At 57.6% G+C, this 22,157-nt stretch carries 19 protein-coding genes; 7 read left to right on the plus strand and 12 right to left on the minus strand.

Going from position 1 to position 22,157, the window contains the following annotated elements:
• Nucleotides 1–4: 4 nt before the first annotated feature.
• Both glpK and DBY73_RS14785 read right to left on the minus strand, forming a co-directional pair.
• Nucleotides 5–1,513 (minus strand): glycerol kinase GlpK, encoded by a 1,509-nt coding sequence (gene glpK / locus DBY73_RS14780; RefSeq protein ID WP_112011857.1) that lies wholly within the window; start codon nucleotides 1,511–1,513, stop codon nucleotides 5–7.
• Between the two features lie 21 nt (nucleotides 1,514–1,534).
• Entirely contained in the window at nucleotides 1,535–2,380 is an 846-nt protein-coding gene (locus tag DBY73_RS14785) for an MIP/aquaporin family protein (protein WP_112011858.1), read from the minus strand.
• Nucleotides 2,381–2,780: 400 nt separating this feature from the next.
• On the opposite strand from DBY73_RS14785, the gene zapB reads away from it, so the two are divergent.
• On the plus strand, nucleotides 2,781–3,020 hold the full coding sequence (zapB, locus tag DBY73_RS14790) for a septal ring assembly protein ZapB (RefSeq protein WP_010436935.1): 240 nt from the start codon (nucleotides 2,781–2,783) through the stop codon (nucleotides 3,018–3,020).
• A 92-nt stretch (nucleotides 3,021–3,112) separates the two neighbouring features.
• On the opposite strand, the gene rraA is transcribed toward zapB, so the two are convergent.
• From rraA to priA, 7 genes are all read right to left on the minus strand, one after another.
• Nucleotides 3,113–3,598 carry a ribonuclease E activity regulator RraA gene (gene rraA / locus DBY73_RS14795; protein WP_042718157.1) on the minus strand — a complete coding sequence of 162 codons (486 nt, stop codon included), beginning with the start codon at nucleotides 3,596–3,598 and terminating at the stop codon, nucleotides 3,113–3,115.
• 92 nt (nucleotides 3,599–3,690) lie between these two features.
• Nucleotides 3,691–4,611, minus strand: a complete 921-nt coding sequence (menA, locus tag DBY73_RS14800; protein ID WP_112011859.1) for a 1,4-dihydroxy-2-naphthoate polyprenyltransferase — start codon at nucleotides 4,609–4,611, stop codon at nucleotides 3,691–3,693.
• A 69-nt stretch (nucleotides 4,612–4,680) separates the two neighbouring features.
• Nucleotides 4,681–6,015 (minus strand): HslU--HslV peptidase ATPase subunit, encoded by a 1,335-nt coding sequence (gene hslU / locus DBY73_RS14805; RefSeq protein ID WP_112011860.1) that lies wholly within the window; start codon nucleotides 6,013–6,015, stop codon nucleotides 4,681–4,683.
• 9 nt (nucleotides 6,016–6,024) lie between these two features.
• On the minus strand, nucleotides 6,025–6,555 hold the full coding sequence (hslV, locus tag DBY73_RS14810; protein ID WP_003862036.1) for an ATP-dependent protease subunit HslV: 531 nt from the start codon (nucleotides 6,553–6,555) through the stop codon (nucleotides 6,025–6,027).
• Nucleotides 6,556–6,649: 94 nt separating this feature from the next.
• The gene (gene ftsN, locus DBY73_RS14815; RefSeq protein ID WP_112011861.1) at nucleotides 6,650–7,648 is read right to left on the minus strand and encodes a cell division protein FtsN; all 999 of its coding nucleotides are present in this window, start codon (nucleotides 7,646–7,648) and stop codon (nucleotides 6,650–6,652) included.
• 92 nt (nucleotides 7,649–7,740) lie between these two features.
• Nucleotides 7,741–8,766: a DNA-binding transcriptional regulator CytR gene (cytR, locus tag DBY73_RS14820; RefSeq protein ID WP_112011862.1), complete on the minus strand. Its 1,026-nt coding sequence runs from the start codon at nucleotides 8,764–8,766 to the stop codon at nucleotides 7,741–7,743.
• Between the two features lie 119 nt (nucleotides 8,767–8,885).
• Nucleotides 8,886–11,081: a primosomal protein N' gene (gene priA, locus DBY73_RS14825; RefSeq protein ID WP_112011863.1), complete on the minus strand. Its 2,196-nt coding sequence runs from the start codon at nucleotides 11,079–11,081 to the stop codon at nucleotides 8,886–8,888.
• A 200-nt stretch (nucleotides 11,082–11,281) separates the two neighbouring features.
• On the opposite strand from priA, the gene rpmE reads away from it, so the two are divergent.
• Both rpmE and DBY73_RS14835 read left to right on the plus strand, forming a co-directional pair.
• On the plus strand, nucleotides 11,282–11,494 hold the full coding sequence (gene rpmE, locus DBY73_RS14830; protein WP_003862040.1) for a 50S ribosomal protein L31: 213 nt from the start codon (nucleotides 11,282–11,284) through the stop codon (nucleotides 11,492–11,494).
• Between the two features lie 339 nt (nucleotides 11,495–11,833).
• Nucleotides 11,834–12,514, plus strand: coding sequence for an oligogalacturonate-specific porin KdgM family protein (locus DBY73_RS14835; RefSeq protein WP_112011864.1), 681 nt, complete (start codon nucleotides 11,834–11,836; stop codon nucleotides 12,512–12,514).
• 44 nt (nucleotides 12,515–12,558) lie between these two features.
• On the opposite strand, the gene metJ is transcribed toward DBY73_RS14835, so the two are convergent.
• Nucleotides 12,559–12,876, minus strand: a complete 318-nt coding sequence (gene metJ, locus DBY73_RS14840; RefSeq protein ID WP_007369220.1) for a met regulon transcriptional regulator MetJ — start codon at nucleotides 12,874–12,876, stop codon at nucleotides 12,559–12,561.
• 275 nt (nucleotides 12,877–13,151) lie between these two features.
• On the opposite strand from metJ, the gene metB reads away from it, so the two are divergent.
• From metB to katG, 4 genes are all read left to right on the plus strand, one after another.
• On the plus strand, nucleotides 13,152–14,312 hold the full coding sequence (gene metB, locus DBY73_RS14845) for a cystathionine gamma-synthase (protein WP_112011865.1): 1,161 nt from the start codon (nucleotides 13,152–13,154) through the stop codon (nucleotides 14,310–14,312).
• A 2-nt stretch (nucleotides 14,313–14,314) separates the two neighbouring features.
• Nucleotides 14,315–16,747, plus strand: coding sequence for a bifunctional aspartate kinase/homoserine dehydrogenase II (locus tag DBY73_RS14850; protein WP_112011866.1), 2,433 nt, complete (start codon nucleotides 14,315–14,317; stop codon nucleotides 16,745–16,747).
• Between the two features lie 257 nt (nucleotides 16,748–17,004).
• Complete coding sequence (gene metF / locus DBY73_RS14855; protein WP_112011867.1) at nucleotides 17,005–17,895, plus strand: methylenetetrahydrofolate reductase; 891 nt, start codon at nucleotides 17,005–17,007, stop codon at nucleotides 17,893–17,895.
• Nucleotides 17,896–18,103: 208 nt separating this feature from the next.
• A complete protein-coding gene (katG, locus tag DBY73_RS14860; protein ID WP_112011868.1) occupies nucleotides 18,104–20,284 on the plus strand; it encodes a catalase/peroxidase HPI in 2,181 nt (726 codons plus the stop codon).
• A gap of 92 nt (nucleotides 20,285–20,376) precedes the next feature.
• On the opposite strand, the gene DBY73_RS14865 is transcribed toward katG, so the two are convergent.
• Together DBY73_RS14865 and fsa are read right to left on the minus strand one after the other, a co-directional pair.
• Nucleotides 20,377–21,480: a glycerol dehydrogenase gene (locus DBY73_RS14865; protein ID WP_112011869.1), complete on the minus strand. Its 1,104-nt coding sequence runs from the start codon at nucleotides 21,478–21,480 to the stop codon at nucleotides 20,377–20,379.
• A 12-nt stretch (nucleotides 21,481–21,492) separates the two neighbouring features.
• Nucleotides 21,493–22,155 (minus strand): fructose-6-phosphate aldolase, encoded by a 663-nt coding sequence (fsa, locus tag DBY73_RS14870; RefSeq protein WP_112011870.1) that lies wholly within the window; start codon nucleotides 22,153–22,155, stop codon nucleotides 21,493–21,495.
• Between the last annotated feature and the right edge of the window lie 2 nt (nucleotides 22,156–22,157).

Genomic DNA, 22,157 nt, shown 5'->3' on the forward strand with positions numbered 1-22,157 from the left:
TTTCTTACTCGTCGTGCTCTTCCCACGCCAGGGCGCGTTTCACCGCTTTCTTCCAGCCGCTGTAGCGGTAGTTGCGCTCGGTGGTTTCGATGCCCGGGCGGAACTCGCGTTCGATGACCGCTTTTTCCTGCAGCTCGTCCAGGTTCTGCCAGAAGCCAACGGCCAGACCGGCAAGGTACGCCGCGCCCAGCGCCGTCACTTCGCGCACTTCAGGGCGCTCAACGCGGGTGCCCAGAATGTCGGACTGGAACTGCATCAGGAAGTTGTTGGCGACCGCGCCGCCGTCCACGCGCAGGGCGTGCAGACGAATGCCGGAGTCAGCCTGCATCGCTTCCAGCACGTCGCGCGTCTGGTAGGCGATGGATTCCAGAGTGGCGCGAATGATGTGGTTCGAGTTCACGCCGCGCGTCAGGCCGAAAATGGCGCCGCGGGCGTACGGGTCCCAGTACGGTGCGCCAAGGCCAGTGAACGCCGGTACCACGTACACGCCGTTGGTGTCCTTGACTTTGGTAGCGAAGTACTCGGAGTCAAACGCGTCGCTGATCAGCTTCATCTCGTCGCGCAGCCACTGAATGGATGCGCCCGCCATGAATACCGCGCCTTCCAGGGCATAGTTCACTTCGCCGCGCGGGCCGCAGGCGATGGTGGTCAGCAGGCCGTTTTCTGATTTCACCGCTTTCTCGCCGGTGTTCATCAGCATAAAGCAGCCGGTGCCGTAGGTGTTTTTCGCCATCCCTTCCTTGACGCACAGCTGGCCGAACAGCGCCGCCTGCTGGTCACCGGCGATACCGGCGATAGGAATACGCGTGCCGCCTTTACCGCCGATGTTGGTCTGGCCGTACACTTCAGAAGATTTACGCACGTCGGGCAGCATGGCGCGCGGGATGTCCAGCGCGTCCAGCATCTTGTCGTCCCACTCCAGGGTGTTGATGTTGAACAGCATGGTACGCGAGGCGTTGGTGTAATCGGTGACGTGAACGCGGCCCTGGGTCATCTTCCAGATAAGCCAGGTATCCACCGTACCGAACAGCAGCTCGCCGCGCTTCGCACGCTCGCGTGAACCTTCCACGTGATCGAGGATCCACTTCACCTTGGTGCCGGAGAAATACGGGTCGATGACCAGGCCGGTTGCGCTGCGGATGTACTCTTCCATTCCGTCACGCTTCAGCTTTTCGCAGATTTCTGCGGTACGGCGGCACTGCCAGACGATGGCGTTATAAATCGGCTTGCCGGTTTCACGCTCCCAGACAACGGTGGTTTCACGCTGGTTGGTGATGCCGATGGCGGCAATCTCGTCGGAGCTGATATCGGCTTTCGCCAGCACTTCCACCAGGGTGGAGCTTTGCGACGCCCAGATCTCCATCGGGTCGTGTTCTACCCAGCCTGGACGCGGGTAAATTTGCTCAAATTCACGCTGTGACACGCTGACGATGTTCGCGTCATGATCCATTACGACGGCGCGGGAGCTGGTAGTGCCCTGGTCGAGCGCAACAATGTATTTTTTTTCGGTCATGGTATGTGTCCCGTAGTCAGATTACAGCGAAGCTTTTTGTTGTGCGGTAGAGGTTGTTTCCTTCTCTTCTTCCACACAGGTGTCGCACGGTAAGTGGCGACCAATTAATTTGCGATAGCCGAATGCGCCCAGCGCTGCCCCTACGATTGGTCCGAACAGCGGGACCAGGAAGTAAGGAATGTCTTTGCCGCCGGTGAAGGCGACGTCGCCCCATCCTGCAAAGAAGGCGAAGGTTTTTGGACCCAGATCGCGCGCCGGGTTCATCGCAAAGCCGGTCAGTGGCCCCATGGAGGCACCGATCACCGCGATCAGCAGGCCAATCAGCAGCGGCGCCAGCGGGCCGCGCGGAATGCCGTTGCCATCATCGCCCAGAGCCATAATGACGCCCATCAGAATAGCGGTAATGACCATTTCAACTGCGAACGCCTGCACAAAATTGATATGCGGGTTTGGATATGTTGAGAATATACCTGCCAGATCAAGACTTTCGACACTGCCGCGCACCATATGATGCGTCTGTTCGTAGTCGATGAAAAGATTGTAATAAAGCCCGTAAACTAACGCCGCTGCGCAAAACGCGCCGGCAAACTGAGAGATGATGAATGGCGCAACTTTGCGTCCGTCAAAGCATGCGAACAGCCACAACGCGATGGTGACCGCCGGGTTAAGATGTGCGCCGGAAACCCCTGCGGTCAGGTAGATGGCCATCGCCACTCCCAGACCCCAGATGATACTGATTTCCCATTGACCAAAAGACGCGCCCGCGACTTTCAGTGCTGCGACACAGCCCACTCCGAAGAAAATCAACAACCCGGTACCAAGGAACTCGGCAATGCACTGGCCTTTTAAGGTTGATGTCTGACTCATAATCGGAATCCTGAAGAAAGATGAAGGTTTATTGTTAGCGTGGTAGCCCGTGACAGCCACGATGTCCTGTAGACATAGTGTTAATTTATCGTTAACGAGCAAAAACGAGAAATATCGAAATCAAAATGTGTGGTCTGCGTCAATAAAATGAGCGTTTTCGCGCCATAAAGCGCGTTTTTGCACCAGTACCGAAATGTGAGCTGAATCATTTCATTAACCGAAGAGTTAACAATTTAGGGGTATATGTCGCGAACGCACCAGGACGAGGCTGAAAAGTGTTGCAAACCGCGATCTGCGCGGCGTGCCGCTGGACAGAGAGCGCCGCGCTCCATACAATCGTCGTATATGTCGTGCGCGTTTACGTTAAAGCGTCGCCTTGCAATTCAGGAGAGGTAGCATCATGTCTTTAGAAGTGTTTGAGAAACTGGAATCGAAAGTACAGCAGGCGATCGACACCATCACCCTGCTGCAGATGGAAATTGAAGAGCTGAAAGAGAAGAACAACAGCCTCGCGCAGGAAGTTCAGAACGCACAGCACGGCCGTGAAGAGCTGGAGCGCGAAAACAACCAGCTGCGCGAACAGCAGAATGGCTGGCAGGATCGCCTGCAGGCGCTGCTGGGACGTATGGAAGAAGTGTAATTCCCTTGGGGATTAACTGAATTGGCCGGGTAAGGCGAAGCCGCCACCCGGCTTTTTTTATGCTTCACGTTTAATGGCGGGGAAGCGGCGTATTACTCAATATCCAGCGCATCCTCGGAAAGGATAATCCCGGTATTGTCGGCATAGAGATGGTCGCCGGAGAAGAAGGTCACGCCGCCGAAATTCACGCGGACGTCGCTTTCGCCGATGCCGTCACCCGCGGCGCCGACCGGAATGGCCGCAATCGCCTGAATGCCGATATCCAGGTCTTCAAGATCGTCCACCTGGCGCACCGAGCCGTAAACCACAATGCCTTCCCACTCGTTCTGAACGGCAATGCCGGCGAGTTCAGCATCAATTAATGCCCGGCGCACAGAACCCCCGCCGTCGACCACCAGAACGCGGCCACGGCCGTTCTGTTCAAGGAGATCGTACAGCAAGCCGTTATCCTCGAAACATTTCACCGTGATGATTTGTCCGCCAAACGACGACCGCCCACCAAAGTTGGAGAACAGCGGTTCAACGACGTTGACATCTTCCTGGTAGATGTCACAAAGCTCGGAGGTATCGTATTTCATAGGTTTAACGCTCTATTGCTGCGAATGTGTTCAGTATATCGTGCGAAATGCATTGTTGGCAAAATCATCAATTGTTAATTGATATTTGTCAGCTAACTTAGCGTTTGGCTTAACACAATCCCAATGACGAACAACAGGTTAGTCAGCAGCGCGCCTTTCACCGTTCTTTCCAGCATCGGGGGCATTGCCGCCGGGCTGAGTTCACGCATTACAAAACGCGCCTGTTTTACCAGCAGCGGCGCGGCAAGCACAAACAGCCAGCCCCACAGGCTGTGCAGGGAAATCAGGTTAAACAGCGCCAGGCAGACCAGCGCCCCTATCAGCAGGCAGGCGTGGTAGCGGCGGGCGTTGACAGGCCCCAGGCGTACCGCCAGCGTGTTTTTGCCGTTCTCACGGTCGCTGTCGATGTCGCGCAGGTTATTGATGTTAAGCACCGCCGTCGCCAGCAGGCCGCACGCCGTCGCGGGCAGGAAGAGGGCCGGGATCACCGTATGCGCCTGCAGGTACCAGCTTCCCATCACGCTGAGCCAGCCGAAGAAGACCAGCACCGAAATATCGCCCAGGCCGATGTAGCCGTAAGGCCGCGTGCCGACGGTATAGGTGATCGCCGCGATGATGGCGAGCAGCCCCAGCACCAGGAAGCCAATGAAATCGCTTGTGGTTTTAGACGCCACCGTCACCAGCGCCAGCCCGGACAGGCAGATCAGCACCACGGTGATAATCAGGGCGCGCTTCATCTGCGCCTGGGTAATAACGCCTTTTTGCATCCCGCGCAGCGGCCCGATGCGGTCAGGCTTGTCGCTGCCTTTCACCGCATCGCCGTAATCGTTCGCGAGGTTCGACAGAATTTGCAGCAGACCGGCGGTCACCAGCGCCAGCCCGGCGACCAGCGGATCGAAATGCCCCTGCCACCAGGCAAGCGCGGTGCCAACAACAATGGCAGCAAAGGCCAGAGGAAGCGTTTTAGGGCGCAGGCTTTCAAGCCACGCCTGAGTACGGCTGATATCAGTCATCTTATATTTAGCCAATAAAAATGGGGGCATTAGCCCCCATCAACAGTGATGAAAATGCAGTAACCGCGATTATAGGATAAAACGGCTCAGATCTTCATCTGCCACTAACGCATCAAGATGTTTGCTCACATATTCAGCGTCAATGGTAATGGTTTGACCGTTAAGGTCGCTCGCATCATAAGAGATATCCTCCACCAGGCGTTCCAGCACGGTGTGCAGACGACGCGCACCGATGTTTTCGGTCGTTTCGTTGACCTGCCATGCGGCCTGAGCGATACGTTTGATACCGTCTTCGGTGAACTCCAGGTTCACGCCTTCGGTCGCCATCAGCGCTTTGTACTGTACGGTAGCAGAAGCGTTTGGCTCGGTCAGGATGCGTTCGAAATCTTCGGTGGTCAGTGCCTGCAGCTCAACGCGGATCGGCAGACGACCCTGCAGTTCCGGGATCAGGTCAGACGGGCTGGCAACCTGGAACGCACCCGAAGCGATAAACAGAATGTGGTCCGTTTTCACCATACCGTGCTTCGTGGAGACGGTGCAGCCTTCAACCAGCGGCAGCAGGTCGCGCTGAACGCCTTCACGGGACACGTCCGGGCCGGAGCTGTTGCCGCCGCGCTTACAAATTTTGTCGATTTCGTCGATGAACACGATGCCGTGCTGCTCAACCGCGTCGATAGCATCCTGCTTCAGCTCTTCCGGGTTCACCAGCTTCGCCGCTTCTTCTTCGATCAGCAGCTTCATCGCGTCTTTGATTTTCAGCTTACGCGCTTTTTGCTTCTGGCCGCCCAGGTTCTGGAACATGGACTGCAGCTGGCTGGTCATTTCTTCCATGCCGGGAGGCGCCATGATCTCTACGCCCATCGGCGCGGCGGCGAGATCGATCTCAATCTCTTTGTCGTCCAGCTCGCCTTCGCGCAGCTTTTTGCGGAACGCCTGGCGCGCCGCAGACGGCTCGGCCTGCTGTTCAGCCTGGCCCCAGTTATTTTTTGCCGGTGGGATCAGGGCGTCGAGAATGCGCTCTTCCGCCATCTCTTCCGCACGGTAGCGGTTTTTCTCAATGGCCTGAACGCGCACCATTTTGATCGCCGAATCGGTGAGATCGCGGATGATGGAATCCACTTCTTTACCCACATAGCCCACTTCGGTGAACTTCGTGGCTTCAACTTTGATGAACGGCGCGTTCGCCAGCTTCGCCAGACGGCGGGCGATTTCGGTTTTACCGACGCCGGTCGGGCCGATCATCAGAATATTTTTCGGCGTGACTTCGTGGCGCAGCTCTTCATCCAGCTGCATGCGGCGCCAGCGATTACGCAACGCGATGGCCACGGAACGCTTGGCGTTATCCTGGCCGATAATGTGTTTATTCAGTTCGCTGACAATTTCGCGTGGGGTCATTTCAGACATGGGAGATCCTTACGCTTTAGACGGTAATTCTTCGATGGTGTGGTTGTGGTTGGTATAGATGCAGATATCACCTGCAATATCCAACGCTTTCACCGCGATATCGCGCGCGTTCATGTCGGTATTTTCCAACAGCGCGCGGGCAGCAGCCTGGGCATACGGGCCACCGGAGCCGATAGCAATCAGATCGTTTTCTGGCTGCACGACGTCACCATTACCGGTGATGATCAGCGAGGCGTTCTCATCCGCCACCGCCAGCAGCGCTTCGAGCTTGCGCAGCATGCGGTCGGTACGCCAGTCTTTCGCCAGCTCAACGGCGGCTTTCACCAGATGACCCTGGTGCATTTCAAGCTTGCGTTCAAACAGTTCAAACAGCGTAAAGGCGTCCGCTGTACCGCCCGCGAAGCCGGCGATTACTTTGTCGTTATAAAGACGACGGACTTTCTTCACGTTACCTTTCATGACGGTATTACCCAGCGTGGCCTGGCCGTCCCCGGCAATTACCACCTGGCCGTTACGGCGTACACTTACTATTGTTGTCACGAGCAGACCCCCTGGTTACAGAATCGGGAAACAGACGCCCTGAGCCTGTGCTCAGGGCTGAATAGAATGATAGATGGGGGGGATTTTGGGGGTTTCAACCCCCGGAGGCGAGTCGAATGCAGTTTGTGTGGCCGGCGACCTTCAGACGGGAAATCGTTCCGTCCGCATTTTCTTTGCCTTTGACCGGGCCAATCACCACGCGATTCCAGCCGTTATTGGTGGTGATGCGTGAATCAAACCCTTCAAACGCCAGCTGAGCACGCACCGTTTCGGCCTGCTCCGCGCCCTTAAATGAACCGCACTGAACCATCCAGCGGCGTTCGTCTTTTTTCTCAGCCGTCTGCTTCGGCGCTTCGGTCTCTTTCGTGACCGGCGCGGCCGGCTGCGTCTTAGGCTGCTGGGCGGTCGTGTGCGCAGGCGTCTGCAGCAGATCCTGATACGGCTGCGACGTCTGTTTCTGCGGCTGCGTTTTCGGCTGCTGCTGAACAGGCTGAGAGGCAGCGGTCCGTGTCTGCTGCTGCGGCTGCTGATAGGGCTGCTCGACGGCGCGCGGTTGGGTACGCGGCTGCTGCACAGGCTGAGTCTGCGTCCACTGCTGCTGTTGAACCTGCTGCTGCACCTGACGCTGGCGCTGAAGCGTTTGCTGACGCTGGGCCGGGGTTTGTTCGTTCCACGGCACTTCGTTCAGCTGCGTAGGCTGCTGGCGCATATCGGCCTGCATCTGGGCCAGCAGCTGGCGCTGCTTGTCAGTCAGCTGATTGGCGTTCTTCACCTCGCCACCGGCAGACGGCTCGGTAGGCGCACGCACGCCAGGCTGGCGGCTTTCCAGCTCTTTGATGTAGCGCCAGCGTTCCTCCGGCTTTGGCGGCAGCCCGTTTCCGACCACTTTATTACCCTGCAGCGCTTCGGACTCTTCTTTCTTATGGTGCGTAATAAAGTAAAGACCACCGATAAAGGCCACCAGGACAGCCGCAGCGATGGCGACCATTGCCGGAGAGACAGAAGGCAGGCTGCTCTGCTTTTTCCTTGGGCTACTCTTTTTGCGTCGCGAAGGTGCCGGCTGGCCGCGACGTACATAATCTCGTTGTGCCACTATCGTTTCGCTGTATTTATTCGTTGTCAGCCCGCCATGTTACTTAAGCGGCGGGCCTTTGACCAGATACGGGAGTCTGAAAGGTATTTACTTTAAGGCAATGCCCGGGTGGAGCCGCGCACTATTAGCTCGCAGTCCAGCAAACGCGAACCGCTGCTAACTGTTTGACCCTGAAGCTGATCCAGCAGAAGCAGCATGGCTTCGCGGCCAATTTTATAGCGCGGTTGCGCAACGGTTGAGAGTGGCGGATCGCAAAATTCAGAAAGCGAAATATTGTCGAAACCAATGATGGACAGGTCTTCCGGCACGCGCAGGCCGCGGCGCTTGGCATACGATAAGGCGCCCAGCGCCATGATATCGCTGTGGCAGAACACCGCCGTTGGCGGCTGCGGCAGCGCCAGCAGTTTTTCCAGCGCCATGCCGCCGGCTTCGTAGGTGAAATCGCCGCGGGCGATGTAGTGCGGGTCAACGGTGGCGCCCGCACGGCGCAGCGCCTGCACGTAGCCTTGTAAGCGATAGTGACACAGCGGCATCTCTTCCGGCCCGGCGATGCAGCCAATGCGCTTGTGCCCCAGCTCCTGAAGGTAATTGACGGCGTCAAACGCGGCGGTCAGGTTATCGATATGGACGGTAGGCAATTCCAGCTCTGGCGCAAACTCGTTGGCCATTACCATCGGCGGTAAGTTGCGCTGCTCTTCGATGCTTGCATCGAACGGCAGGCGCGAACCGAGCAGCAGCATGCCGTCAATTTGCTTGGTGATGATCAGGTCGATGAAGGTTTTTTCCTGCTGGTTCTGGTGGGCGCAGTCGCCAATCAGCACCAGATAGCCTTGTTCGGCGGCGGTAACTTCAATGCCGCGAATGATTTCGCTAAAGAAGGGATCGCAGATGTCCGGGACAATCACCAGAATGGTCCGCGACTCGTTGCGCTTGACGTTACGCCCCATCGCCTGCGGGAAATAGCCCACCTCCAGCGCCGCCTGCTCTACCCGATTACGGGTCGCCTGGGAGACTTTGTCCGGGTTCATCAATGCGCGGGACACGGTTGCCGTAGATACGTTTGCTTTCTGGGCAACGTCTTTCATGGTCGCCGAGGCAACCTCTTTCCTGGACTTCAACGCCTTCTCCTCGCCTGAACACTGAACTTCTGCCGTCTCCATTTTTACAGATAGTGAATGGAAGCGGTTACAGAATTTTCATAAAAAGTGTGAGGAGTGTTAAATTTTTCGATCCAGCTTCAGCCTTCGATCGGGTCTACATCGAGAACCCACTTCACTTTGCGCGCTTCCGGCAGCGTATTGATCAGCGCCAGCGTGCCGCTGACGATCTGCTGTAAGCGCATGCGGGAAGGGTGCTGCAAAAGGATTTGCCAGCGAAAACGTCCGCCGCGCTTGGGAGCCAGCGCCGGCACCGGGCCTAAAATCCACAGCTGATTATCGACCAGTGGGCTGGCCTGAAGAAGATTCCGCAGCTGCTGCAGGAAAAGCGGCGCCTGCTGATTGTTATGATCCTCGGCGCGGATAATGACGTGGCTGGTCCACGGCGGAAGCTGCATCGTCTGGCGCTCGGCAAGAGCCTGCTCGGCAAAGGCATCATAGCCCTTGTGCAACAAGGTTTGCAGCAGAGGATGTTCTGGGTGATGCGTTTGCAGCACCACTTCGCCCTGCTTCCCGGCGCGCCCGGCGCGGCCTGCCACCTGCGTATAAAGCTGGGCAAAACGCTCGGCGGAGCGGAAATCCGCAGAGAACAGCGCGCCGTCCACGTCCAGCAGGGCGACCAGCGTGACGTCTGGGAAGTGGTGCCCTTTTGCCAGCATCTGCGTGCCGATTAAAATGCGCGCGCCGCCGCGATGGACCTCGGCCAGCTGCTGTTCCAGCGCGCCCTTGCGGCTGGTGGTGTCACGGTCAATACGCGAAATCGGTACGCCGGGGAAGAAGGGGGCCAGCGTCTGCTCCAGCTGTTCCGTTCCCAGGCCAACCGGCACGATGTGCGTTGAACCGCACGACGGGCACTGGCGCGGCACCGGGCGCTGGCTGTCGCAGTGGTGGCAGCGCAAATGGCGCTGGGCCTGATGGAAGGTGTAGTAATGGTCGCAGCGCGGGCACTCGGCAATCCAGCCGCAGTCGTGGCACAGCAGCGCAGGCGCGAACCCGCGGCGGTTGAGGAATAAAATGACCTGGTTATTCGCCTGCAAATGCTGGCGCATGCGGGCGATGAGCGCAGGCGCGAGCCCCGCCTGCACCTGCTGGCCTTTCAGATCCAGCACGTGCTGGATGGCTGGACGCGCATTCCCCGCGCGGCGCGTCAGGCGCAGCATATGGTATTTGCGCTGGCGGACGTTGTGCAGCGTTTCGAGCGCGGGGGTAGCGGAACCCAGGATTATCGGGATCTGCTCGCTGTGGGCGCGATAGACTGCCAAATCGCGCGCGTGGTAGCGCCAGCCTTCCTGCTGCTTATAGGAGCTGTCGTGTTCTTCATCGATCACGATGACGCCGAGATTTTTGAACGGCGTAAACAGGGACGAGCGGGTGCCGATCACAATCGCCGCCTCGCCGTTTTTCGCTTTCAGCCAGGCGCTGAGGCGTTCGCTGTCGTTCAGACCGGAGTGCAGCACCTCAACCGGCGCGTTAAAGCGCTCGCGAAAGCGGGCGATGGTTTGCGGCGTGAGGCCGATTTCCGGCACCATCACCAGCGCCTGCTTGCCCTGAGCGAGCACGTTTTCCAGCACGCTTAGATACACTTCGGTCTTACCTGAGCCGGTGACGCCCGCCAGCAGCCAGGCGGAGAAACGATCCGAGGCGCTGTGAATCGCGCCCACGGCGGTGGCCTGCTCGGTATTGAGGCGCAGACGATCGCCCGTCACGGAGAAGCTGTCGCGCCAGTCGTATAACGCAGGCGCTTCGCTGGCCAGCTCGCTCAGCCCCTTCTTTCTCAACGCCTGCAGCGCGGTTTCGTTGACCTCAAGCTCGCTCACCTGATGACGCCAGATTTTCCCCTGGCGCAGCGCGGCCAGCGCCTGCTGCTGCTTTTGCGAGCGCTTAAGGCTGTTGATATCCACCGCCTGGCCCTGCTCGGTGGCGAACCAGTACCACATCGGCGCGTGGCTGGCGCTTTTACCCTGACGCAGCAGAATAGGCAGGGCGTGAAACAGCACGTCGCCAATCGGGTGATGGTAGTAATCCGCCGCCCACAGCAGCAACCGCAAGGTGCTGGTTGAGAACACGGGCTCGCTGTCCAGCACCTCAACGACCGACTTCAGCTCGTTAAGCGGCAGCTCGCTTTTTTCGCTGACGGAGACGACAATTCCAACCCGCTGCTGTTTACCAAACGGCACGGTCACGCGGCAGCCCGCTTTGGCGCTCATGCTGTCGGGCAGCAGGTAGTCAAAGGTGCGGGGAAGCGGAACGGGCAGGGCAACGTGAGCAACGGGCATCGAATCTTCCTGACTTGAAAAGTGGCGCGTTAGTATACACATTAGAGAAAGCGGCGTGCGGATCAGTTTGCATACGTTGGTTAAATTCTGTATGATTCGCCGCCTTTGGTGTATTTTACGCCAAAGAACTTACATTCAACATCGCGTGGTGTCTGGCGTTAGGGCTGGAAGAGCGACGCGGCCTTAACTGAGGTTCTCCCATGAAAAAAGATATTCACCCGAAATACGAAATGATTACTGCAAACTGCTCTTGCGGTAACTCTATCCAGATCCGCTCTACCGTGGGCCACGATCTGAACCTGGACGTGTGCGGCAAATGCCACCCGTTCTACACTGGTAAGCAGCGTGATGTTGCAACCGGTGGCCGTGTTGACCGCTTCAACAAGCGTTTCAGCATCCCGGGCGCGAAATAAGCATCCAGAAGAAGCCGCCTTCGGGCGGTTTTTTTGTGCCTGAAATATCCCCTCTGAATAAATCCTTTCATTGTATATTTTACCTCAATCCTTATTTCATTTAATATAAAATAAAAGCGCATTGTCTTTTATTTTTTAATCTATTTACCCGATGTATTCTTTAACGGATAGTGAGCTCTGTCTCGCGTATCTTGATTTTTCTGCCACTGTTTATCCTGCGGTGTCAAAAAATAAAAGGTTTCCCTCTCCGCGTGAAATTACACTGCGCCCGTTATGCATTCTTATTTGCCATGTCAATTCCGCTGGCTTTCAGGACGTATTTTCTTTGAGGGATATATTATGCAGATTAAGCAACTCTTATTCGTGCTTCCATTACTTTCCTGCGCGGCGCAGGCGGGCTATGTTGATTACCGTCACGAGTACTACGACGACGGTCGCAACTACGACCGCGTATACATGTCGCACCGTTTCGGCACGGGCTTTGGCGTCGCGGTAGAGGCCGTGTCGCGCTCGAATGACAAACAGTCAAACGACGCGCTGAATAATATGGAAAGTAACAGCAACGAATATACCGCAAGCTATCAGTTCAACTGGCAGGGATTTATCTGGCAGCCAGGCGTTGCGGTTGAAACCGGCGACGATATGGCGATTTATAAGCCATATCTTCGCGTGCAGTATAATATTGACGATAGCTGGTGGACGGCGTTTCGCTATCGCACGGAATATACGCGGCGCAATGCGGATGGCAAAGACGATCGTATAGTTTATCGTCCGGAAATGTGGCTGGGCTATAATATTCAGAACTGGATGTTTGAGCTGAACGGCATTTATAAGTTTGCCGACAGCGAAGATCTGTATAACAACAAAAAAGAAGATTACGAATATAACGTCCGCGTGGCGTATAACATCGACTCGTGGATCCCCTTTGTTGAGGTGGGTAACGTCTCCTCTGGCTATAACACCGCCACCAGCGACGATCGCCAGATGCGCTTGCGCGTGGGCTTAGGCTACAACTTCTAAGAAACTATCCCGCTGAGCCAGCTCAGCGGGATGACACCGTCGCGTTAGTATTCCCACGTGTCCGGGTCGATACCCAGCTCACGCATGATCACCTTCGCCTCTTCCGGGATTTCATCACTGCGCTCTTTACGCAGATCTTCATCGTTCGGTAACGGTTGGCCGGTAAACGCATGCAGGAACGCTTCGCACAGCAGCTCGCTGTTGGTCGCGTGGCGCAGGTTGTTCACCTGACGACGCGTACGTTCATCGGTGAGGATCTTCAACACCTTCAGAGGAATGGAAACCGTAATTTTCTTTACTTGCTCACTCTTCTTACCGTGCTCAGCGTATGGGCTGATATATTCGCCGCTCCATTCAGCCATGAGATACCTTTAATCCTCTCAGTCATTAATCTAAAGGTGCAAAACCCCAACGAGCGGTTCCGAACCGTAATCTTGCCTAGTTTACCGTAGAGACGATACCGTGGCACGGATATTGCCGCTGCAGCGTGGCCTAAAGCATATAATTTTAACGGCTATTTGCGCATTGCTCAATCTATACGCAAAGAAGTTTAGATGTCCAGATGTATTGACGTCCATAAATTCAGTGTTTACTCTGGTGGCTGACTTTTCACCTAATTAGCCAGGAAGCCTTCACCATGACGCGTAAACAGGCCACCATCGCAGTGCGTAGCGGATTGAATGATGACGAGCAGTACGGCTGTGTTGTCCCGCCAATTCACCTTTCCAGTACCTATAATTTCACCGGATTTAATGAGCCCCGCGCGCATGACTACTCGCGCCGTGGCAACCCTACGCGTGACGTGACCCAGCGTACCCTGGCGGAGCTTGAGGGCGGTGCGGGCGCGGTGTTAACCAACACCGGGATGTCGGCCATTCACCTTGTGACTACGGTTTTCCTGAAGCCCGGCGATCTGCTGGTTGCGCCGCACGACTGCTACGGCGGAAGCTATCGCCTGTTTGACAGCCTGGCGAAGCGCGGCTGTTATCGGGTGCTGTTTGTCGATCAGAATGACGAACAGGCGCTAAAACAGGCGCTTGCAGAGAAGCCGAAGCTGGTTCTGGTGGAAAGTCCAAGCAACCCATTGTTGCGCGTTGTCGATATTGCGAAAATTTGTCAGCTCGCAAGGGATGCGGGAGCGATAAGTGTCGTGGATAATACGTTCCTCAGTCCGGCCCTTCAGAACCCATTGGCACTGGGTGCAGATCTGGTGGTGCATTCATGTACTAAATATCTGAACGGCCATTCTGACGTCGTGGCGGGCGTGGTGATTGCCAAAGATCCTGAGGTTGTCACCGAACTGGCATGGTGGGCGAATAATATCGGCGTCACCGCAGGGGCTTTCGACAGCTACCTGCTGCTGCGCGGCATTCGCACGCTGTCTCCGCGCATGGAAGCTGCGCAGCGCAATGCCCAGGCGATCGTGGATTTCCTGCAAACGCAGCCGCTGGTGAAAAAGCTGTACCACCCGTCGCTGCCGGAAAATCAGGGCCACGAGATTGCCGCGCGCCAGCAGAAAGGGTTTGGCGCGATGTTAAGTTTTGAACTGGACGGCGACGAGCAAACGCTGCGTCGCTTCCTGAGCGGGCTGTCACTGTTTACGCTGGCGGAATCATTAGGTGGGGTTGAAAGCTTGATCTCCCACGCCGCGACCATGACGCACGCAGGTATGGCACCGGAAGCGCGTGCCGCCGCCGGGATTTCCGAGACGCTGCTGCGTATCTCGACCGGTATTGAAGATTCTGAAGATTTAATTGCCGATCTGGAAAATGGCTTCCGGATCGCAGCCAAGGGGTAATCATGAGTGTGATAGCGCAGGCAGGGGCGAAGGGTCGTCAGCTGCACAAGTTTGGTGGTAGTAGTCTTGCTGATGTGAAATGTTACCTGCGCGTCGCGGGGATCATGACCGAGTATTCACAGCCGGGTGACATGATGGTTGTCTCTGCGGCGGGCAGCACCACCAACCAGCTGATCAGCTGGCTGAAACTGAGCCAGACCGATCGCCTTTCTGCGCATCAGGTGCAACAGTCGTTACGTCGCTATCAGAGCGAGCTGATTGCTGGCCTGCTGCCTGCAGACGTGGCGGACGGGCTGATCAGCGCCTTTACGCACGATCTTGAGCGCCTGGCTGCCCTGCTGGACAGCGGTATTACCGATGCGGTGTATGCCGAAGTGGTTGGCCACGGCGAAGTGTGGTCCGCGCGCCTGATGGCGGCCGTGCTGCAACACCTCGGCGTGGAGGCCGCCTGGCTCGACGCGCGCGATTTCCTGCGCGCCGAACGCGCCGCGCAGCCGCAGGTTGATGAAGGCTTGTCCTACCCGCTGCTGCAACAGCTGCTGGTGCAGCATCCGGGTAAACGCATTGTTGTCACCGGCTTTATCAGCCGCAGCAACGCGGGCGAAACCGTGCTGCTGGGACGTAACGGGTCGGACTACTCGGCGACGCAAATCGGCGCGCTGGCGGGCGTTTCCCGCGTCACCATCTGGAGCGACGTGGCCGGCGTGTACAGCGCGGACCCGCGCAAGGTAAAAGATGCGTGCCTGCTTCCGCTGTTGCGCCTGGACGAGGCGAGCGAGCTGGCGCGTCTGGCGGCGCCGGTGCTGCACGCGCGCACGCTTCAGCCCGTCTCCGGCAGCGATATCGACCTGCAGCTGCGCTGCAGCTATACGCCGGATCAGGGTTCCACGCGCATTGAGCGCGTGCTGGCTTCCGGTACCGGCGCACGCATTGTCACCAGCCACGACGACATCTGCCTGATTGAGTTCCAGGTGCCCGCGGGCCAGGACTTCAAGCTTGCGCACAAAGATATCGACCTGATCCTGAAGCGCGCCCAGGTGCGCCCGCTGGCCGTGGGCGTGCATAACGACCGCCAGCTGCTGCAGTTCTGCTACACGGCAGAAGTGGCGGACAGCGCGCTGAAAATTCTGGATGAAGCGGGCCTGCCGGGCGAGCTTCGCCTGCGTCAGGGGCTGGCGCTGGTGGCGATGGTGGGCGCGGGCGTCACACGTAACCCGCTGCATTGCCACCGTTTCTGGCAGCAGCTGAAGGGCCAACCGGTGGAATTTACCTGGCAGTCGGAAGAGGGCATCAGCCTGGTGGCCGTGCTGCGTAAAGGCCCGACCGAAAGCCTGATTCAGGGGCTGCACACCTCGCTGTTCCGCGCGGAAAAACGTATTGGCCTGGTGCTGTTCGGGAAAGGCAATATCGGTTCCCGCTGGCTGGAGCTGTTCGCGCGCGAGCAGGTCACGCTTTCGGCGCGTACCGGGTTTGAATTTATTCTCGCAGGCGTGGTGGATAGCCGCCGCAGCCTGCTGAACTACGAAGGGCTGGACGCCAGCCGCGCGCTGGCCTTCTTTAACGATGAAGCGGTCGAGCAGGACGAAGAGTCGTTGTTCCTGTGGATGCGCGCGCACCCGTATGATGACCTGGTGGTGCTGGACGTGACGGCGAGCGAGCAGCTTGCCGATCAGTATCTGGATTTCGCCAGCCACGGTTTCCACGTCATCAGCGCCAACAAGCTGGCAGGGGCGAGCAGCACCGATAAGTATCGTCAGATCCACGATGCGTTTGAGAAAACGGGCCGCCACTGGCTGTATAACGCCACGGTTGGCGCGGGCCTGCCGGTTAACCATACCGTGCGCGATCTGATTGAAAGCGGTGACAGCATTCTGGCGCTGAGCGGCATCTTCTCCGGCACGCTCTCCTGGCTGTTCCTGCAGTTCGACGGCACCGTGCCGTTCACCGACCTGGTGGATCAGGCGTGGCAACAGGGCCTAACCGAGCCGGACCCGCGTGTCGATCTCGCCGGTAAAGACGTAATGCGCAAGCTGGTGATCCTGGCGCGCGAAGCGGGTTACGACATCGAGCCTGACGCGGTCCGCGTTGAGTCGCTGGTGCCTTCAGGCTGTGAGGAGGGTTCCGTCGATCACTTCTTCGAGAACGGCGACGAGCTGAACGAGCAGATGGTGCAACGCCTGGAAGCGGCAAACGAGATGGGGCTGGTGCTGCGCTACGTGGCGCGCTTCGAGGCCAACGGCAAGGCGCGGGTCGGCGTTGAGGCCGTCCGCCCTGAACATCCGCTGGCCGCGCTGCTGCCGTGCGATAACGTCTTCGCCATCGAAAGCCGCTGGTATCGCGATAACCCGCTGGTTATCCGCGGCCCGGGCGCGGGGCGCGATGTTACCGCCGGAGCAATTCAGTCAGATATCAACCGTCTGGCTAAGCTGCTGTAATTCCCCTCACCCCGGCCCTCTCCCCAAAGGGGCGAGGGTGTAATCGTTCCCTCTCCCCTCGGGGGAGAGGGTTAGGGTGAGGGGCCTGCTCACCCCATCATGAATCCCCCTCATCTTCCCTGAACAAACCTCACCGTTATTGTTGATTATTTATGTTGACGTCTCTCCGCTTTTCCGTCATTTTTACATCTGGACGTCTAAACGTATAGAAGTTCACAACACAACAAATAACGACACGCGAAAGATAGAGGTAAGGTATGAGCTTTTTTCACGCCAACCAGCGGGAAGCCCTGAATCAGAGCCTGGCCGAAGTAAACGGCCAGATTAACGTCTCTTTTGAATTTTTTCCGCCGCGCACCAGTGAAATGGAGCAAACCCTCTGGAGCTCTATCGATCGCCTGAGCAGCCTGAAGCCGAAGTTTGTCTCCGTGACCTACGGCGCGAACTCCGGCGAGCGCGACCGCACGCACAGCATCATTAAAGGCATTAAGGACCGCACCGGCCTCGAAGCGGCCCCGCATCTGACCTGCATCGATGCGACGCCTGAAGAGCTGCGCGCCATCGCCCAGGATTACTGGAATAACGGCATTCGCCACATCGTTGCCCTGCGCGGTGACCTGCCGCCGGGCAGCGGCAGGCCGGACATGTACGCCGCCGATCTGGTCGCGCTGCTGAAAGACGTGGCGGATTTTGATATCTCCGTCGCGGCCTACCCTGAAGTTCACCCGGAAGCGAAAAGCGCGCAGGCGGATCTGCTTAACCTGAGGCGCAAAGTCGACGCGGGCGCCAACCGCGCGATCACCCAATTTTTCTTCGATGTCGAAAGCTACCTCCGCTTCCGCGACCGCTGCGTCTCGGCGGGGATCGACGTCGAAATCATCCCGGGCATTCTGCCTGTATCAAACTTCAAACAGGCGAAGAAATTCGCCGATATGACCAACGTGCGCATCCCGCTTTGGATGTCTAAAATGTACGAAGGGTTGGACGATGACCCAGAGACACGCAAGCTGGTGGGCGCAAATATCGCGATGGACATGGTGAAAATCCTGAGCCGCGAAGGCGTGAAAGATTTCCACTTTTACACGCTGAACCGGGCCGAAATGAGTTACGCCATTTGCCACACGCTCGGCGTCAGACCTGGTGCGTAATGAATAAAAACCCTCTTCGGAGGGTTTTTTGATTTCTAAGGGTTTTATTTTCTGGTCGATTGGGCGATGCTGATTTTGACGCTCTAAAGACACATATTTTTTGCGTGAAATTAAACGGAATTAACTATCGAATCTGTGGGTTATCCCAACTATACCTTATCAATAAGGGCGTATATCGTAACGGTAATACAGTAAAGGGAGCATAGCGATGAGCACGTCAGACGAAACCAATAAAGCGGCATCAGTTGGCAAATGCCCGTTCCATCAGGGCGGCGTCGATCATAGCGCGGGGGCAGGTACAAGCAGCCGTGACTGGTGGCCAAAACAACTCCGGATAGACCTTCTTAACCAACATTCCAATCGTTCTAACCCGCTGGGTGAAGACTTCGACTACCGCAAAGAATTTAGCAAGCTTGATTACTCCGCGCTGAAAGGCGATCTCAAAGCACTCTTAACCGACTCTCAACCGTGGTGGCCTGCCGACTGGGGCAGCTATGCGGGCCTGTTTATCCGCATGGCCTGGCACGGTGCGGGCACGTATCGCTCCGTAGACGGTCGCGGCGGTGCAGGACGCGGTCAACAGCGCTTTGCTCCGCTGAACTCCTGGCCTGATAACGTCAGCCTGGATAAGGCGCGCCGCCTGCTGTGGCCTATCAAGCAAAAATATGGCCAGAAAATCTCCTGGGCCGATCTGTTTATCCTGGCGGGTAACGTCGCGCTGGAGAACTCCGGTTTCCGCACCTTTGGTTTTGGTGCCGGGCGTGAAGACGTCTGGGAACCGGATATGGACGTCAACTGGGGCGATGAAACCACCTGGCTTAAGCACCGTGATCCGGAAGAGCTGGCAAAGCGTCCGTTAGCTGCCACCGAAATGGGGCTAATCTATGTTAACCCTGAGGGGCCAAACGCCAGCGGCGAGCCGCTGTCTGCCGCCGCCGCCATCCGCGCGACGTTTGGTAACATGGGCATGAACGACGAAGAGACCGTCGCGCTGATTGCCGGTGGTCACACCCTGGGCAAAACACACGGTGCGGGCGAAGCCACGCACGTCGGTGCCGATCCGGAAGCGGCTCCGATTGAAGCGCAGGGCCTTGGCTGGGCGAGCACGCACGGTACGGGCGTAGGCGCAGATGCAATCACCTCCGGCCTGGAAGTGATCTGGTCCCAGACGCCGACCCAGTGGAGCAACTACTTCTTCGAGAACCTGTTCAAATACGAGTGGGTACAGACCCGCAGCCCGGCAGGCGCTATTCAGTTTGAAGCCGTAGACGCACCGGAGATCATGCCCGATCCGTTCGACCCGTCGAAAAAACGCAGGCCGACAATGCTGGTCACCGACCTGACGCTGCGTTTTGATCCGGAGTTTGAAAAAATTTCGCGCCGTTTCCTCAACGATCCGCAGGCCTTTAACGAAGCCTTCGCCCGCGCCTGGTTCAAGCTGACCCACCGCGACATGGGGCCGAAATCGCGCTACATGGGTCCGGAAGTGCCAAAAGAAGACCTGATTTGGCAAGATCCGCTGCCGCAGCCGGTGTTCAATCCGTCGCAAGAAGACATTGAAAGCCTGAAAGCGGAAATCGCGGCGTCCGGCCTCTCCGTAAGCGAGCTGGTTTCCGTGGCCTGGGCCTCTGCGTCCACCTTCCGCGGAGGCGATAAGCGCGGCGGTGCCAACGGCGCGCGCCTGGCGCTGGCGCCCCAGCGCGACTGGGATGTGAACGCCGCGGCCGTTCGCGCGCTACCAGCTCTGGAAGCTATTCAGCGCACCACCAACAAAGCGTCGCTGGCCGATATCATCGTGCTGGCAGGCGTCGTGGGCGTTGAGCAGGCGGCAAAAGCTGCGGGCGTTTATGTTAACGTACCGTTCACGCCTGGCCGTGTGGATGCGCGTCAGGATCAGACCGATATCGAGATGTTCAACCTGATGGAGCCAATTGCTGACGGCTTCCGCAATTACCGTGCGCAGGTGAATGCTTCGACGACCGAATCGCTGCTGATTGATAAAGCCCAGCAGCTGACGCTGACCGCGCCAGAACTCACCGTACTGGTCGGCGGACTGCGCGTGTTGGGCGCTAACTTCGACGGCAGCAAAAACGGCGTGTTTACCAACCGCGAGGGCGTGCTGAGCAACGATTTCTTCGTCAACCTGCTGGACATGAATACCCAGTGGAAAGCGACCGACGACTCTAACGAGCTGTTTGCCGGAAGCGATCGCGCCAGCGGTGATGTGAAATACACCGCGACCCGCGCTGACCTGGTCTTCGGATCCAACGCCGTTCTCCGCGCGCTGGCCGAGGTTTACGCCAGCAGCGATGCGCACGAGAAGTTCGTTCGCGACTTCGTTGCCGCATGGGCGAAGGTGATGGATCTGGACCGCTTTGACGTGAAGTAACTCGTATGCCGGGTGGCTGTAACGCCTGACCCGGCCTGCGGATTAAGATGTTTTGTAGGCCGGGTAAGCGCAGCGCCACCCGGCTTTTTTCGTTATTCCCACTCCTGCAGGAACCGCTGCCCGTACTGGTCGGCAACCAGCAGCGCAGCGTAAACCTGATCCGGCGATACGCCGCCCGGCATATTGTGAATGGTTTCTCCTTCCGCGCACGAGGCTTCTGCCACCAGGCGCATCTTCGCCGGAATATCCTCTTTAATATCCAGCTGAACCAGCGTAATGGGCAGGCCAACGCTGTGGCACAGCGCGGCAACGGTTTCAATCTCCTCCACCGGTGCATTTTCCAGTACCAGCTGCGTGAGCGTACCAAACGCCACCTTTTCACCGTGATAGAAGTGGTGCGCATCCGAAATGGCAGTAAGGCCGTTATGGATGGCGTGCGCTGCCGCAAGGCCGCCGCTTTCAAAGCCGACGCCGCTCAGATAGGTATTCGCTTCGATAATGCGCTCAAGGGCAGGGGTGACCACGTGCTGCTCGGCGGCCAGCATCGCCTTTTCACCCTCTTCGACCAGCGTGTTGTAGCACAATTCCGCCAGCGCAAGCGCCGCCTGCGTGCACTTGCCGCCCGCCATCGTCGTGGCACCGCTGCGGGAGCAGGCGCGCGCTTCAAACCAGGTAGCCAGCGCATCGCCAATGCCCGCAGCCAACAGACGAGCAGGCGCGCCCGCGACCACTTTGGTATCCACAATTACCATGTTCGGGTTGTGCGGCAGCATCAGGTAGCGCTCGAACTCGCCGCTGTCGGTATAAATAACGGAAAGCGCGCTGCACGGTGCGTCGGTAGAGGCAATAGTCGGTGCAATGGCAACCGGCACGTCCATAACGTGGGCCAGCGCTTTGGCGGTATCCAGCGTTTTACCGCCACCGATGCCCAGCACGGCCAGACAGTCGGCGCTGTCGGCCATTTTTTTTAGACGATCGATTTCATTTTGTGAACATTCGCCACCAAACGGCGCGATTTCTGCGTGCAGTTCTGCGTTTTTAAAGCTCTGACGCAGGGTTTCTTCAGCAAAACCCAGCACAAATTTATCACCGACCACCAGCCAGCGGTTTGCCAGCGGCTTCAGATAGTCCCCGAGACGGGTAAGCACATCGGCGCCCTGGATATATTTCCCAGGCGATTGAATGATACGGTCCATAACTGTTCTCCCTTAGAGGTTGAGGTTACCAAACGCGTTTTTCCAGTCCTGCTCGAACTTCTCTATCGCTGACTCTACCGCCGGGGTGCCGAGCATTTGTTGCGCTACGTCTAAAGGAAGCGTGATCGCTTCACATCCGGCCAGCAGGCACTCCAGCGCCTGACGTGGCGTTTTGAAGCTGGCTGCCAATACTTTGCTTTCTGGTGCATGCATTTCCAGCAGAGACTGCAGCTCCTGAACCATGCGGATTCCATCACCGCCCTGAGCATCGATGCGATTCACATACGGCGCGACATACTTCGCGCCCGCCAGCGCGGCCAATAAACCCTGAGAGGCACTGTATACGGCGGTTCCTAAGGTAGTGATGCCCTCTTTTTTCAATTGCTTAATCGCAGCAAGGCCTTCAGCAGTGACCGGGATTTTCACCACGATATCCGGCAGGGCATTACTGAGACGTTTGGCTTCCGCCACCATGCCTTCGGCGTCGCGGCTCATGGTTTGGGCAAAAAGGATGCCCTCCGGACCCATGATTTTTTGCAGGCGCGGCAGCACGTCCCAGATGGACTCGCGGCTGGCAGCAATAATGCTGGGATTGGTGGTCACACCCGCAATCGGAAAAATGCGCGCCAGGCGTTCAACTTCCGCAACGTTAGCGGTATCCAGATACAATTCCATGA

The sequence above is a fragment of the Enterobacter sp. RIT418 genome, assembly GCF_003057745.1.
In the GTDB taxonomy this organism is placed as follows: Bacteria; Pseudomonadota; Gammaproteobacteria; order Enterobacterales; family Enterobacteriaceae; genus Enterobacter.